Source organism: Sanguibacter sp. TS_SC_8 (assembly GCF_055361235.1).
Genome location: NZ_CM143955.1, coordinates 353,668 through 367,220 on the forward strand (window position 1 = coordinate 353,668; position 13,553 = coordinate 367,220).

The following is a 13,553-nucleotide window of genomic DNA, read 5'->3' on the forward strand; positions in this document are numbered from 1 at the left end:
GTCCGCTGGCGGCCGGAATCAGGTCGAACACGTGGACTGCCCAGAGCGCTGCACGAGCCCGAACAGGACGATCGCCACGGCGGGGAGCGCCGTCGCGACCTGGTGCGGCGCAGTGCTCAGCAGGAACGCCGCAGCGAGCACGGTTCCGCCCGAGAGCGCGGCGCACGGCGAGCACCCGAGGGTGTCCCGCCAGGCCTGGCCGCGGTCAGGGACGTAGCTCGCGAGGGTGAGCGCGCTCACCGCAGCCGCCACGGCGAGCAGCACGAGCCAGACCGGGGTGGCGGCCGCGGTCCATCCGCCACCGGAGGTGACGAGCAGGGCGAGCACGGCGGGCAGGAGGGCGGTGGCGGCGAGGAACCGGCGCCGCCCCCACGTCGGGCGCCCTGCCCGGACGGGCAGGGCGCTCTCGACGGGCATCGTGCTCTCATGGGTCACGGGCAGGTGCATCGCTCGGCGGGGTCGAACTGGGCGAGGACCTCGTCGGCGTGCATGCCGCAGCCGGTCCAGGTGATCTTGCGGCAGGTGGCGCAACGGGCGGGACTGCACATGGTGGTTCTCCTCGTGTCGGGGGTGGTGCGTTGACGCCAACTATACCCCGGGGGGTATAGTTGGCACAAACCTAGAAGGAGAACACATGAAGATCGTCATCGTCGGAGGAGTCGCTGCCGGCATGTCCGCAGCCACCCGTCTTCGCAGGCTGTCCGAGGACGCCCAGATCGTGGTCCTTGAGGCCGGAGCGCACGTCTCGTTCGCGAACTGCGGGCTGCCGTACTACGCCGGTGGAGTCATCGAGGACCGAGAGTCGCTGCTCCTGCAGACGCCCGAGTCCCTCGCTGCCCGCTTCCGTCTCGACGTGCGCGTCCTGCACCGCGTGACCGACGTCGACTCCGTGGCGCACACCGTCACGGTCCACGACCTCACGACAGGCGAGCACTCCGTCGAGTCCTACGACCACCTCGTGCTCAGCCCCGGCGCCCGGCCCTTCGTCCCGCCCGCACCGGGCATGGACCGCGCCCTCGTGCTGCGCGACGTGTCCGACGTCGACCGGCTCGTCGCCGCGATGAACGGCGCAGGCGAGGCCGGAGCGCCGGCCCGCACCGCCGTGGTCATCGGTGGCGGCTTCGTCGGGGTCGAGGTGGCGGAGAACCTCGTCCACCGCGGCATCTCTGTCACCCTCGTGGAGATGGCCGACCAGGTCCTCGCCCCGCTCGACCCGGAGATGGCCATCCGCATCCAGCAGGAGCTCGTGGCGAACGGCGTCGACGTGCGCACCTCCGCCCAGGTCAGCTCGGTCAGCGCGGACGCCGTCGAGCTGTCCGACGCTCATGGCAACCCCCTCGGCGAGGTCCCGGCCGACTTCGTGGTCGCCGCGATCGGGGTTCGCCCCGACACCGAGCTCGCGGTCCTCGCGGGCGCGGCGACCGGCCCGCGCGGCGGCATCCTCGTCGACGAGGAGCTGCGCACCTCGGTCCGCGACATCTTCGCCGTGGGCGACGCGGCCACCAAGCGCGACGCCCTCGCCGCCGGCGACGCCGACGCGCCCACGACGCTCATCCCGCTCGCCAACCTCGCCAACCGCCACGGCCGCCACGTCGCCGACGTGATCCTCGGGCGTGCGACCGCTATGCGCGCGTCCGTGGGAACCGCCGTCGTCGGCGTCTTCGGCCTGACCGCCGCGACGGTGGGACGCAACGAGAAGCGCCTGCAGGCCGAGGGGCGCCCCTACCGGGCGATCCACACCCACCCCGCCCAGCACGCCGGGTACTACCCGGGTGCCTCACCGATGGCCCTCAAGCTCCTCGTCGACCCCGAGACCGACCTCATCCTCGGGGCGCAGGGCGTGGGCCGCGACGGGGTCGACAAGCGGATCGACGTCCTGGCCACCGCGATCATGGGCGGCCTCACCGCCTCCGATCTCGCGGACCTGGAGCTCGCCTACGCCCCGGCGTACGGCTCGGCGAAGGACCCGGTCAACATGCTCGGGTACGTGGCCGACAACCTGCGCGGCGGGGAGACCCGCACCGTCCAGTGGCACGAGCTCGACGTGCTCGTGGAACAGGGCGCGGTCGTCGTCGATGTGAGGAACCCGGACGAGCACGCCCGGGGGACCGTCGAGGTGGCAGGTGCCCTCGGCGACGACGTCCTGCCGTCCCTCAACGTGCCGCTCGACGAGCTGCGCGCCCGCGCCCGCGCCGAGATCCCCGCGGGGGTCCCTGTCGTGGTGCACTGCCAGGTGGGACAGCGCGGGCACACGGCCGCGCGCCTGCTCACCCAGCTCGGCTACGACGTGGTCAACCTTGACGGCGGCTACCTCACCTGGCGCGACGGGACGCTCGCCCGGCGCTCCGTCGCGGCGGGGTCGGTGCTCGCGCCGGTCGGAGCCTGAGCGCAGCCGGCGCCGGCGCCGGCGCCGGGTACGGCGTCGGCGTCGGTCAGGCCCGCACGCGGGCCAGGACCCGGGGAGCGGAGCGCTGGTCCTGATCGGTCCACGTGCCGGTCAGGACCTCGGTCCGGGAGCCGCCGGTGACCGGGAGGTCGGGGGCGCCGGAGTCCGGGGTGCCGGAGTCCAGCACCCGCACGAGGTCGATGTGCACCTCGCGCACGGGAGCGTTCGCGCCGGAGCCGCTGCCCACGACCGTGGCGGTGGACTCACGCGGCACCGTGGCGCCGTCGGACTCGACGAACAGTTCCGCCTCGCGACCACCGGTGAGCACGGTGGTGGCAAGCGTGGCGCGGTAGACCGGATCGCCCACGGCGTCGTAGACCCAGCGGGGGCCGAGCACCGAGTGCTCCATCGTCGTGATCAGCCACGCGTCCCCGCCCTCGAGGGGCGCGCCGCGGTAGGTGAGCGGAATCTGCAGGACCGGGCCGTCACCGGCCCGTACGAGCAGGGTCTCGATGCCCACCTCGCCGGCAGGGTCGTCGAAGCGGAACGAGGCGACGAGGGTCAGGTGAGCACCGGTCTCGCCCGTGAACCACGGCTGGGCCGGTGCCCACGTCTCGAGCAGCTCCAGCTTGGTCGGTCGGATCGTCGCGCGGTGGATGAGAGCCATGGCCTGACTCTACCGAGCGGTCAGGGCAGGATCTCCATGTGTGTCCAGGCCCCGTCCGCGCCCTTGTCGTACCGGGTCTTGAGCGCTGCGACGTCCGGGCCCACGCCCTGCCACAGGTCCACCCGGGTCGGGGTGAACGCGACGGTCGTCCACGAGGGTGGCATGGGGAGATCGCCGGCCGGCCGGGCGGCGTGGTGGGCCACCCGCTCGGCGACGTGCGCGGCGCTCGTGGGCACCTCGGCGGAGACCACCTCCGGGTCGATCACGCCGTCGCCCGCCTCGGTCAGCACGTCGTCGTAGGCCCACGCGACGAGCTGGAGCTGGCGCGGGCGGGTGGGGTAGGCCGCCTGGGAGGTCGCCGCGTCGAGCTCGACCGCCGTCCCGTGCAGGACCACCTGTCGGCCGATCTCGGGCCAGAAGAACACCGCGCTGGCCCGCGGGTCCCCGCGCAGGTCCCGGGTCTTGGTCGTGGGGGCGGAGGAGTGGAAGCGCACCTGCTCGGAGGTGATGAGGGTGCTCAGGACGGTGCGCGCGTGCGGCGCGCCGTCGGGCCCGACCGTCGCGAGGGTCAGGGTGCGCGGGCTCGGGGAACCGGCCTGCGCGGCCTCGGCGACCCACGCGGCGAGCGTGCCGAGCGGGTCCGCGGACGTGGTCACCTCGCGCGGCGCGGTGCCCGCGGTGATGCTGCCGTCGGGTCCTGAGGTGCGGTTCTCTGCCATGGTCGGGCTCCTTCGCTGGTCGGTGTCGGTGCGTGCTGGTGGGGGGATGGATCAGTGGGTGTGCGGCGCCCCGGCGGGGGTGGTCTCGGACCCGGAGTGGACCACGAGGATCACGCAGTCCTCGGTGCCGACCCGGCGGTGGCGGTGCCGGGTCGACCCGGGATAGCCGATGCTCTGGCGGGCCGAGAGCGAGTGCCGCTCGGCGACCGGGTCGCCGGCCTCGGTCAGGTCGCCCACGGTGCTCAGCTCGACCTCGAGGTGACCGGAGACCACGTAGACGAACTCGTGCCGGCCGTGGGAGAAGTAGCCCTCGAAGGTATCGGGGACGTTGACGAACTCGGTGACGTCCGCGCCGTCCGCGACGTGGCTGAGCAGGCGCGCCGAGCCGGACTGGACGGTCAGGGCGGGGCTCGACCCGGCGTCGACCAGGCCCGTGCTCAGCCCTGTGCTCCCGGTCCCCGGCGGGGCTGCCTCCGCGAGCAACGACTGCTGCGTCGTCCCGAGCGCCTGGGCGATGAGGTAGAGCGAGCGCATGGATGGGCGGGCCCGTCCACGCTCGAGCTGGCTGAGGAAGGAGTGGGACAGCTCGCTCGCCGTGGCCACCTCGACGAGGGTCAGGCCGAGGGCGTGCCGGCGGGCGCGGATGACCTGCCCCAGGCCCAGGTCGGCTGCAGCAGTGGAGGGTGGCGGAGGGAATCCGCCAGGGTCTTTCGTCCCTGAGGTCATCGGTCACACATCCGGTTCCTGGTGGTTACGTGCGCGAAACAGTAGGTGCCTACCGTTCTGAATGTTAGTCACATCAACATTACTTCGACGGACCAGGAGGAGGCCACCATGACCCGCACCGCCCAGCTGGACCCGCGTCAGACGGCCCCGGCCTCCTGCGCCCCGGCCGCGTCCTGGTTCCACGTCGAGGACCTCGGCGATGGCGTGACCCTCATCGCCGAGCCCGGGCACGTCAACTCCTTCCTCGTCCAGGGTGCCGACCGCGCGCTGCTCTTCGACTCCGGCCTGGGCCTCGCCCCCATCTCAGAGGTCGTCCGCTCGCTCACCGACACCCCGCTCCTGGTGGTCAGCTCCCACGACCACGTCGACCACCGTGGCGGCAACGCGGACCTGGTGGCCCACGCCGACGCGCTCCAGCTCGTCGCGATCGCCGCCCACCCCGGTGCGGTCGACCCGGCGAGCGCCACCCACCGCGCGGCGGACCCCGCCTTCCTGCGCGACTACGCGGCCGCCATGACCGCGGTCTACGACGAGTACCTGCGCTTCGAGGCGCTCGACGCGCAGAACTTCTTCGTCCTGGGCGGGATCGCGCGGATGCGGCCCATGCCGGACACCTCCACCTGGCACGTCCCCGCGGTGCGTCCCACCCTCGCCCTGCACGACGGCGAGCGGATCGACCTCGGCGGACGGTCCCTGCTCGTGCGGCACACCCCGGGCCACAGCCCCGACTCCCTCGTCCTCATCGACGAGCGCAGCGGCGCCCTGCTCGCCGGGGACACCGTCATCGCGGCGGCCTTCTGGCTGCACAACGACGGCGCGGACCTGCCGGCCTTCGCCGCCTCGACCGCGTTCCTCGCCGGGCTGCCGATCACCCGGGTGCTCACCGCCCACAACCTGCTCGCGGTGCAACCCCCGGAGTACGTCGCCGCGGTCGCCCGGGCCGCGGCGCTCACCCGCGACGGCGGCACCCGGCCGGTGGCCGGGCACGACCTGCTCGGCCACCCCGTCGACCGCCACACCCACGACGGCGTCACGCTGCTGCTGCCGCCCACCCGACCCTCGCACCCGGCCGACGGCGTCGCCCACCACCCGGCCGACCTCGGCAAGGAGCTCGCATGAATCAGCCCACCCACGTCCCGGTGACCCGGACCGTCCCGCTCGGTTCCCCTCACGCCGCCGGTCATACTGCCGGTCTGCAGGTGAGCGCGATCCGCTCGGTCCGCCTCGTCGACGGGACGCTCACGGACCTGCTCGTGGCCGGTGGCCAGATCACCGCCGTGCTGCCGGCCGGCGCCCCGCGACCCGCGAGCCCCGCGCCGGTGGCCACGGGCGGCGTCGAGCTCGACGCGACCGGCTGGCGGGCGATCCCGGCGGCCTCGGAGCCGCACGCCCACCTCGACAAGGCGCTCAGCGGGGAACGGGTCGACTACTTCTCCGGGACCACCCAGAACGACCTCGCTGCCGCCATCGAGCAGTGGCGCGGACTGCTCGTCACGATTGACGAGGCCGACATCCGAGCTCGGGCGACCCGCGCCATCGAGCGCTACGTCTCCCAGGGGATCACGAGCATCCGGACCCACGTGGACTTCCCGCTGACCGGGGACCCGCTGCGCGGGCTCAGGGCGCTCGTCGCGGTCCGCGACGCGCTCGCCGGGGTCATGACCATCCAGGTGGTCGGCCTCGCCGGGCAGCACACCCCCGACGCGGTCATCGAGGACGCGATCAGCCTCGGCCTCGACGTCATCGGCGGCTGCCCGCACATCTCCGACGACCCGCACCACGAGACCACCCGCATGCTCGACCTCGCCGAGCGCACCGGGCTGCCCGTCGACCTGCACACCGACGAGCAGACCAGCGCGCACGACCTCGACATCGTCGACCTCGCCCACCAGGTCATCGCCCGCGACCTGGGCCAGCTGGTCACCGCGAGCCACTGCGTCCGCCTCGGCTCGCTGCCCCCCGAGCGGCTGCGCCCGGTGCTCGACCTCGTCGCCCGCTCCGGGATGGGCATCGTCACCCTGCCGATCACCAACCTCTACCTCCAGGGCTGGGACGCCACCCACCTCGCGCCTCGCGGCCTGACCGCGGTGCGGGCGATCCTCGACGCCGGCATCCCGCTCGCCGCCGGCGCCGACAACCTCCGCGACCCGTTCAACCCGGTCGGCCGGGCGGACCCCTTCGAGACGACGTCGTTGCTCGTCACAGCCGGCCACCTGACCCCGGTCGAGGCGCTCGCCGCGGTGACCACCGGTGCCCGGACGGTCCTCGGGCTCCCCGCGGTGCTCGACGCCGGCCCGGGCGGCGCCCCGGTCGTGGGGGCCGTCCCGGTGGCCGCCGACCTCGTCCTCGTCCCGGACGTCGACCTCGGCGACGTCCTCGCCGGCGCGGTCGATGCACGCGTCGTCGTGCACGGCGGCCGGGTGCTCGCCGACACCCGGATCTCCCGGACCCTCGCCCTGGCCCAGCCTGCCCAGTCCATCCACAGCACCCACCCTGCGACCACCACCCGCGCCGTCCCGTCCCGCTCCTCCCAGGCCCCTGCCGGCACTCCCGACCGACCCGTCCTCGAGCACGTGAGGTGATCACCGTGACCGCACCCACCGACGTAGTCCACGACCGCATCCAGCACATCTCCCAGACCAGGACGCTCGTCCTGGACGACGTCTCCAAGACCTTCGCCACCGGAACCGTCGCCCTGACCGGCGTGAGCCTCACGGTCGCCGCGGGGGACTTCGTCTCCGTGGTCGGCCCCTCCGGCTGCGGCAAGTCCACCCTGCTGCGCCTGGCGTCCGGGCTCGACGACGCCACGACCGGCACCGTGGAGGTCAACACCGACTCCACGAGCTACGTCTTCCAGGACCCCACGCTGCTCCAGTGGCGCACGGCCCAGAAGAACGTGGAGCTGATCGGAGAGCTGCGCAGCAAGTCCAAGATCGCCCGTCGCAAGGCGGCCCAGGAGGCCCTCGAGCTCGTCGGCCTGGGCGGCTTCGAGAAGCAGTACCCGCGCCAGCTCTCCGGCGGCATGCGGATGCGGGTCTCCCTCGCCCGGGCCCTCGTCGCCGAGCCCGACCTCTTCCTCTTCGACGAGCCCTTCGGGGCCCTCGACGAGATCACCCGGCTCAACATGCAGACCGAGCTGCAGCGGCTCTTCGCGCTCAAGCAGTTCGCAGGCCTGTTCATCACCCACTCGGTGTCCGAGGCCGTATACCTGAGCACCCGGGTGATCGTCATGAGCGGCCGCCCCGGGACCGTCGTGGCCGACCTCGAGGTCCCGTTCTCCTACCCCCGCCCACCCGAGCTCCGCTTCGACCCCGCCTTCGCCGCGCTGTCCGGCCAGGTGTCCGCCGCACTGGAAGGAGACCACCGATGACCGCCGTGACCCGCACCGCCGTCCCCGCCGTCCCAGCCGTGAGCGCCCCCGCCCGCCCCACCCGGGCTGCGTCGTCGGGCACTGCGTGGCGGGTGACCCAGAAGGTCGCCGCGAGCGCGGGACCGGTGCTGGGCGCCTTCGCGGGCGCGATCGCCCTGTGGTACCTGATCAGCTATCTCGTCCTCCCCGAGGGCAGGCGGTTCCTGCTGCCGCCCCCGCACCAGGTGCTCACCGAGTCGGTCCTGGACTGGTCGAAGGTCCAGCCGATGTTCGAGGCGCTCGCGCTCACCGCGCAGGTCGCGATGACCGGGCTGGTCATCGCGGTGGTCCTCGGCGTCGGGCAGGCGATCCTCATGAGCCAGGCCCGTTGGCTGGAGAAGTCGCTCTACCCCTACGCCGTCGTGCTGCAGACCATCCCGATCCTGGCGCTGGTTCCCCTCATCGGGCTGTGGTTCGGCTTCGGGTTCACCTCCCGGGTGATCGTCTGCGTGATCATCGCGCTGTTCCCGATGATCTCGAACACGCTCTTCGGCATCCAGTCCGCCGAGCCGGCCGCCCACGACCTGTTCACCCTGAACAAGGCGACCCGGGCGCAGCGGCTGTGGAAGCTGCAGATGCCTGCCGCGGTCCCGTCGATGTTCGCCGGGCTGAAGATCTCCGCCGGGCTGGCCGTGATCGGCGCGATCGTCGGCGACATGTTCTTCCGCCAGGGCGCCCCGGGCATCGGCAGTCTGCTCGACGTCTACCGGGCCCGCGTGGAGTCGGAGAACCTGCTCACCGCGATCGCCCTGGCGTCGCTGTTCGGCGTCGTCGTCTTCGCGGTGTTCTCGGCGATCGACAAGGCCGTCATGGCCAAGTGGTACGGGCGGCGCTGACTCTTTCGCCCGCTCGACTCTCGTCCCACCCCTCATCCAGCGTCCCGCGACCGCGGGCCGTTCCACCCCGCTCACCCTTTTCACCGCTCCCTCGGCAGACCCCCCACCCCCGTCCTTCAACAAGGAGTTGCACCATGATCCGCTCCAGAGCAGCCGTCATCGCCGGGTCCACCTTCTCCCTCGTCTCCTTGCTCGCGCTGAGCGCCTGCTCAGCCGGGGAAGACACCGCGGAGGCCACCAAGCTCGACATCCCCGCCGCCGAGAAGGGCTCCGCCCTCGACCTCTCCGGCATCTGCCCGGCGACCGTCGTCATGCAGCAGGACTGGGAGCCAGAGGCCGAGCACGCCGGCATGTACTCCCTCGTCGGCGCCGACTACACGATCGACACCGACAAGAAGAGGGTCTCCGGCTCGCTCGTCGCCCAGGGCGTGGACACCGGCGTCGACATCGAGGTCCGCCCCGGCGGGTCCGCGATCAGCTATCAGTCGGTGACCTCACAGATGTTCGTCGACGAGGACATCATGTTCGGTGCGGTCAACACCGACGGCGCGATCGCGTCGTCGGACAAGCAGCCGGTCACCGCGGTCGTCGCCCAGCTCAACGTGTCTCCGCAGGTCATCATGTGGGACCCGGAGACTTACCCGGGCGCCACCACGATCTCCGACATCGCGGCCGACGGCGCGTCGATCGTCGTCTCCGGCGGCGGCAGCAACCTGGGCGCGATGCTTGCGGGCAACGGGACCGTCCCGGCGGACCAGATCGACCCGTCCTACAACGGCGACCCGTCCCGCTTCGTCGGTGACCCGACGATCGCCCAGCAGGGCTTCGCCACCGCCGAGCCGTTCATCTACGAGAACGAGATCTCCTCCTGGGGCAAGCCCGTCGCCTACCAGCTCGTCTCCGAGGTCGGCTACACCATCTACCCCGAGCCGCTCGCCGTGCGCACCGCGGACCTCGAGGAGTACACCCCGTGCCTGGAGAAGATCGTCCCGATCCTGCAGCAGACGCAGATCGACTACCTCGAGGACCCGGCCTCCACGAACGCGCTGATCGTCGAGCTCGTCGAGAAGTACAACACCGGCTGGGTGTACTCCGCCGGCGTCGCGGAGTTCTCCCACCAGGCGATGACGGACCTCGAGATCATCAAGACCGACACCTCCGGGATCTTCGGCGGGATGGACGCATCCCGCATCCAGACCGTCATGGACACCTTCACCCCGATCCTCGAGGCCAGCGGCACCGAGGTGGCCGACGACCTGGTGCCCGAGGACCTGTTCACGAACGAGTTCCTGGACCCGTCGATCACCCTCGACTGACCTCCCTGCCCGGTGCGCTGGCGGCCTGCCCCCCGTGCCGCCGGCGCATCGTCTCACCCGCGCAACTGAGAAGGACCTCCCATGACCCTCACCCCCGAGGGTGCTGCCTCCTTCGCCGAGCTCGTCACGAGCGAGCTCGGCGAAGGGGTCGCCAGCACCGACCCGGCCCTCATCCTCAAGCTCTCCTCGGACTGGTCGCGGATGTCGCCGATCCTCCAGGAGAAGCTGCCCCCGGGCCGCTACCCCGCCGACCTCGTCGTGCGACCCACCAGCCCCGAGCAGGTGCCGACCTTCCTGCGCCTGGCCTACGACCACGACGTCCCCGTCGTGCCGCGCGGGGCGGGGACCGGCAACTACGGCCAGGCGACCCCGTTCACCGGGGGAGCGGTCCTGGACCTACGGGCCCTGGACGCGATCACCGAGATCGGCGACGGGTTCGTCACCGCCCAGGCCGGCGCCAAGCTCACGTCCGTCGACGACGCGGTGCGCGCGAGGGGCCAGGACCTGTGGATGTTCCCCTCCACCAAGGGCTCGACCATCGGCGGGTTCATCGCCGGCGGCAGCGCCGGCACCGGGACCGTCGAGCGCGGCACGACCGCGGACGGGTTCGTCACGGCCATGACCATCGCCCCGTGCGACGGCTCGGGGCGCTCCTTCCGGGTCGAGGGCGCTGACACCATCCCCTACATCCACACCTACGGGGTGACCGGCGTCGCGACCGAGCTCACCGTGCGCACCGACCCGGCCCGGCACTGGGTGGCCGTCTACGCGGCCTTCGCCGACTACGGCCAGGCCATCGCGGTCCACCGCACGCTCCCCGACCTCGCGGTCCTGCCCCGCCTGGCCTCCCTCGACGAACCCGGCCTGGTCGCGACCCTGCCCGCCCCGATCGCGCTCGACCCGACCCGGACCAGCCTGCGGATGATCCTCGAGGTGTCCACCGTCGAGGAGGTCTCCCGCCGCGTGCTGGCCGCCGGGGGTGAGGTCGTCGCGGTCCTCGACGACTACGCCGCCACGGACAAGCTCTCCTCCATGTCCTACAACCACCCGGTGTACTTCCTCCAGCAGTCCGGCTACCCCTGCTTCCACCTCGAGGTGGGCGGCCGGGCCCTGTGGGACGCCCCCGACCTCATCCGCACGGTGTACCCGAAGGCCATGGTGCACGTGGAACTGCGGACCATGGGCCCGCTGGGCATGTACGTCGCCGACTACGAGTCCGAGGCCCAGGTGCTCGGCGGTTTCGCGGCCCTGGAGGAGATGGGTGTGGGGATCCACAGCCCGCACCAGTGGATGGTCGACCGGCACGTCGCTGAGGCCCTCGCCACCGCCCCGATCACAGACCCCAAGGGTCTGCTCAACCAGCTCAAGCTCGACCGAGACGGTGTCGTCCCAGCGCGGATCGACACCAGGAATGAGGCTCTCGTTGCCCGCACCCCAGTTCATTGACCTGACCTTCCAGCAGATCGCGGCGCTGCCCGAGGACACCGTGGCGATCCTGCCCCTCGGTGCGATCGAGCAGCACGGCGCGCACCTGCCGGTCTCCACCGACTACCTCGTGGCCACGAGCGTCGCCGAGGCGGCGGTCGCCTCGGTGGCCGAGGCGGGGACAGCGAACGTCGTCCTGCTGCCGGGCCTGGCGTACACGAAGTCCGACGAGCACCACTGGGCACCGGGAACCATCTGGTTGACCTGGGAGACGCTCATGAACACGCTCATCGACATCGGGCGGTCGCTCGCGAACTCCCCGGTGAAGAAGCTCATGTTCGTCAACGGTCACGGCGGGAACTCCGCCCTCGGCCAGGTCGCCTGCCGCGAGCTGCGCCGACGCTTCGGGCTGCAGACCTTCTTCGCCCACTCCTCGGTCCCCCGGGACCAGGGCGGGGTGGCCGCCGTCGACGTCGAGAACGGCTTCGGGGTGCACGGCGGGCACGCCGAGACGTCGATGGTGCTGCACCTGCGTCCCGAGCTGGTGCACATGGACCTGGCGACCCGTCAGGTGCCCGAGGCGATGGGCGAGTACAAGCACATCGGCTTCGGCAAGTCGGTGAGCTTCGGCTGGACCTCGGACGACTTCGGTCCTGGCGGCGTGATCGGTGACCCCACGGGAGCCTCGGCCGACCTCGGCAAGGAGCTCTTCGAGGCCGCGGTGGCCAAGATCGCCGAGTCCATCGTCGAGGCCAGCACCTTCACGATCGGCTGACAGCCCCCCGCCCCACCCCCTCCCGCCCCGGTCCCTCCCGCCCTGCCTCCTCCCGCCCCGGCCGACAGGTCCCCCGGTCGCGCGGTCGGTCGGTCCTGACTCCGTCCGCTGAGTGCGGTCGAACGGCTGCCCGATGTCCGTTTTAGGCAGCCGTTCGGCCGCACTCAGCGGGGTGGGGCGGGGGAGGGGAACTGGGGGAGGGATGCGGGGGTGCCCAGCTCGGCGCGGGCGGCGGGGGTCGTGACGTACCGCCACAGCACGGGGGCGAGCCGGCGGGCATCGACCACCATGGCGTCGGTCCGCAGAGCCGCCATGTCGGCCTTGACGAGCTTCTCTCCGGTGAACCACCCGGCAGTCCGGGAGCTGCTGATGGCACGGCCGCCCCGGGAGAGCACCATCACCACCATCGGCTGTTCGCCACCCACCGCCGCGATGTCATCCCAGCCGATCGACAGCTGCAGGCCACGAGACCGGTAGTCGAGGCCGTCCGGGGTGAGCCGGAGGACCCCGGCGGTGAATCGTCCGCGCGCGGCCAGCAGCGCCGGGACGAACATCCACAGACCCAGGACTCCGAGGATCACGGCCAGCGGCATCGACGAGCTGGTGGCGAGGAGCGCCCAGCCCAGGGTGGTCGTGCCGGTGACGGCCATGACTACCAGACCCAGGGTGAAGGCGACCGGTTCGCGGCGCAGGACAGTCGCCGGGTGGCCGCCGACCACGGATGTCGCCGCCGCCGGTGGCGTCAGGGACCGCCGCTGCAGCACGACGGAGCAGCCTCCCACGACCAGGACGCCCAGGCACCCGGCACCCAGCACCGTGAGCGCCGGGACGTGGTTCGCGATGCCGACGACGAGCATCAGTGCGCCGACGGCCAGCAGCAGCACGAGGCCGACGACGTCGATGCCCCGCAGTCCGCCCCGAGCCACCGACCTCACCGGGGCGACGGCAGACCCAGGGAGCTTCATCCGAACACCGAGCCCCAGGCGTGGCTGAGGCCGTCACCGACCCACTCCGCGGCCCCGGTCAGGAGCCCGGTCGGCGGGAAGTCCTGAGGGATCACGGCGAGAGTCCTTGGGTCGGGCCGGGGCGGCCTGCGCCGCTGCCCCCGGAGAGGGAGGGGTGCGTCGAGTCAGGCTACCGGAACGCACGGTCGGCATCCCGGCGCTTCCATGGTGACTCGTCCCCACTTCCGGCGACCGGTCGCGGGGGCCGTGCGCCCTGGCGCGCGCGGCATCTGGAAGGATGGGGACGTCGTCGGGCACCACCGACGCCGGGTGCGCGCACCCGATCCCGC

Annotated in this window: 13 protein-coding genes; 8 read left to right on the plus strand and 5 right to left on the minus strand. The window is 72.2% G+C overall.

What is annotated here, in order from left to right; genetic code table 11:
- Positions 1-18 precede the first annotated feature (18 nt).
- On the minus strand, positions 19-417 hold the full coding sequence (locus ACWA15_RS01565; RefSeq protein ID WP_464057586.1) for a hypothetical protein: 399 nt from the start codon (positions 415-417) through the stop codon (positions 19-21).
- 217 nt (positions 418-634) lie between these two features.
- Here ACWA15_RS01565 and ACWA15_RS01570 point away from each other — a divergent pair, with 217 nt between their 5' ends.
- Positions 635-2,386 (plus strand): FAD-dependent oxidoreductase, encoded by a 1,752-nt coding sequence (locus ACWA15_RS01570; protein WP_464057588.1) that lies wholly within the window; start codon positions 635-637, stop codon positions 2,384-2,386.
- A gap of 46 nt (positions 2,387-2,432) precedes the next feature.
- Here the strand turns inward: ACWA15_RS01570 and ACWA15_RS01575 are convergent, their stop codons facing one another.
- From ACWA15_RS01575 to ACWA15_RS01585, 3 genes are read right to left on the minus strand one after another with little or no spacing between them, the layout of a single operon-like run.
- Positions 2,433-3,053: a CG0192-related protein gene (locus tag ACWA15_RS01575; RefSeq protein ID WP_464057590.1), complete on the minus strand. Its 621-nt coding sequence runs from the start codon at positions 3,051-3,053 to the stop codon at positions 2,433-2,435.
- 20 nt (positions 3,054-3,073) lie between these two features.
- A complete protein-coding gene (locus tag ACWA15_RS01580; RefSeq protein ID WP_464057592.1) occupies positions 3,074-3,772 on the minus strand; it encodes a pyridoxamine 5'-phosphate oxidase family protein in 699 nt (232 codons plus the stop codon).
- Between the two features lie 51 nt (positions 3,773-3,823).
- Positions 3,824-4,498, minus strand: coding sequence for a helix-turn-helix domain-containing protein (locus tag ACWA15_RS01585; protein ID WP_464057594.1), 675 nt, complete (start codon positions 4,496-4,498; stop codon positions 3,824-3,826).
- 108 nt (positions 4,499-4,606) lie between these two features.
- Here ACWA15_RS01585 and ACWA15_RS01590 point away from each other — a divergent pair, with 108 nt between their 5' ends.
- The 7 genes from ACWA15_RS01590 (at position 4,607) to ACWA15_RS01620 (ending at position 12,259) form a co-directional block, all read left to right on the plus strand.
- A complete protein-coding gene (locus ACWA15_RS01590; RefSeq protein WP_464057596.1) occupies positions 4,607-5,617 on the plus strand; it encodes an MBL fold metallo-hydrolase in 1,011 nt (336 codons plus the stop codon).
- Complete coding sequence (locus ACWA15_RS01595) at positions 5,614-7,080, plus strand: amidohydrolase family protein (protein WP_464057598.1); 1,467 nt, start codon at positions 5,614-5,616, stop codon at positions 7,078-7,080. Before ACWA15_RS01590 ends, ACWA15_RS01595 begins: the two co-directional genes overlap by 4 nt.
- Before the next feature lie 5 nt (positions 7,081-7,085).
- Positions 7,086-7,868, plus strand: coding sequence for an ABC transporter ATP-binding protein (locus tag ACWA15_RS01600; protein WP_464057600.1), 783 nt, complete (start codon positions 7,086-7,088; stop codon positions 7,866-7,868).
- Positions 7,865-8,743 (plus strand): ABC transporter permease, encoded by an 879-nt coding sequence (locus ACWA15_RS01605; RefSeq protein WP_464057602.1) that lies wholly within the window; start codon positions 7,865-7,867, stop codon positions 8,741-8,743. Before ACWA15_RS01600 ends, ACWA15_RS01605 begins: the two co-directional genes overlap by 4 nt.
- Before the next feature lie 134 nt (positions 8,744-8,877).
- Positions 8,878-10,059: a substrate-binding domain-containing protein gene (locus tag ACWA15_RS01610; RefSeq protein WP_464057605.1), complete on the plus strand. Its 1,182-nt coding sequence runs from the start codon at positions 8,878-8,880 to the stop codon at positions 10,057-10,059.
- 81 nt (positions 10,060-10,140) lie between these two features.
- Positions 10,141-11,505: an FAD-binding oxidoreductase gene (locus tag ACWA15_RS01615; RefSeq protein WP_464057607.1), complete on the plus strand. Its 1,365-nt coding sequence runs from the start codon at positions 10,141-10,143 to the stop codon at positions 11,503-11,505.
- Entirely contained in the window at positions 11,483-12,259 is a 777-nt protein-coding gene (locus tag ACWA15_RS01620; RefSeq protein WP_464057609.1) for a creatininase family protein, read from the plus strand. The genes ACWA15_RS01615 and ACWA15_RS01620 overlap by 23 nt, the downstream gene beginning before the upstream one ends.
- A gap of 164 nt (positions 12,260-12,423) precedes the next feature.
- Here ACWA15_RS01620 and ACWA15_RS01625 read toward each other — a convergent pair whose 3' ends face one another.
- Positions 12,424-13,224 carry a hypothetical protein gene (locus ACWA15_RS01625; protein WP_464057611.1) on the minus strand — a complete coding sequence of 267 codons (801 nt, stop codon included), beginning with the start codon at positions 13,222-13,224 and terminating at the stop codon, positions 12,424-12,426.
- Between the last annotated feature and the right edge of the window lie 329 nt (positions 13,225-13,553).

Bases quoted from the DNA above. Each gene is read 5' to 3' on its own strand.
- ACWA15_RS01575 (WP_464057590.1), bottom strand. From the start codon at position 3,053: ATGGCTCTCATCCACCGCGCGACGATCCGACCGACCAAGCTGGAGCTG.
- ACWA15_RS01590 (WP_464057596.1), top strand. From the start codon at position 4,607: ATGACCCGCACCGCCCAGCTGGACCCGCGTCAGACGGCCCCGGCCTCC.
- ACWA15_RS01615 (WP_464057607.1), top strand. From the start codon at position 10,141: ATGACCCTCACCCCCGAGGGTGCTGCCTCCTTCGCCGAGCTCGTCACG.
- ACWA15_RS01580 (WP_464057592.1), bottom strand. From the start codon at position 3,772: ATGGCAGAGAACCGCACCTCAGGACCCGACGGCAGCATCACCGCGGGC.
- ACWA15_RS01605 (WP_464057602.1), top strand. From the start codon at position 7,865: ATGACCGCCGTGACCCGCACCGCCGTCCCCGCCGTCCCAGCCGTGAGC.
- ACWA15_RS01585 (WP_464057594.1), bottom strand. From the start codon at position 4,498: ATGACCTCAGGGACGAAAGACCCTGGCGGATTCCCTCCGCCACCCTCC.
- ACWA15_RS01625 (WP_464057611.1), bottom strand. From the start codon at position 13,224: ATGAAGCTCCCTGGGTCTGCCGTCGCCCCGGTGAGGTCGGTGGCTCGG.
- ACWA15_RS01595 (WP_464057598.1), top strand. From the start codon at position 5,614: ATGAATCAGCCCACCCACGTCCCGGTGACCCGGACCGTCCCGCTCGGT.
- ACWA15_RS01565 (WP_464057586.1), bottom strand. From the start codon at position 417: ATGCCCGTCGAGAGCGCCCTGCCCGTCCGGGCAGGGCGCCCGACGTGG.
- ACWA15_RS01610 (WP_464057605.1), top strand. From the start codon at position 8,878: ATGATCCGCTCCAGAGCAGCCGTCATCGCCGGGTCCACCTTCTCCCTC.
- ACWA15_RS01570 (WP_464057588.1), top strand. From the start codon at position 635: ATGAAGATCGTCATCGTCGGAGGAGTCGCTGCCGGCATGTCCGCAGCC.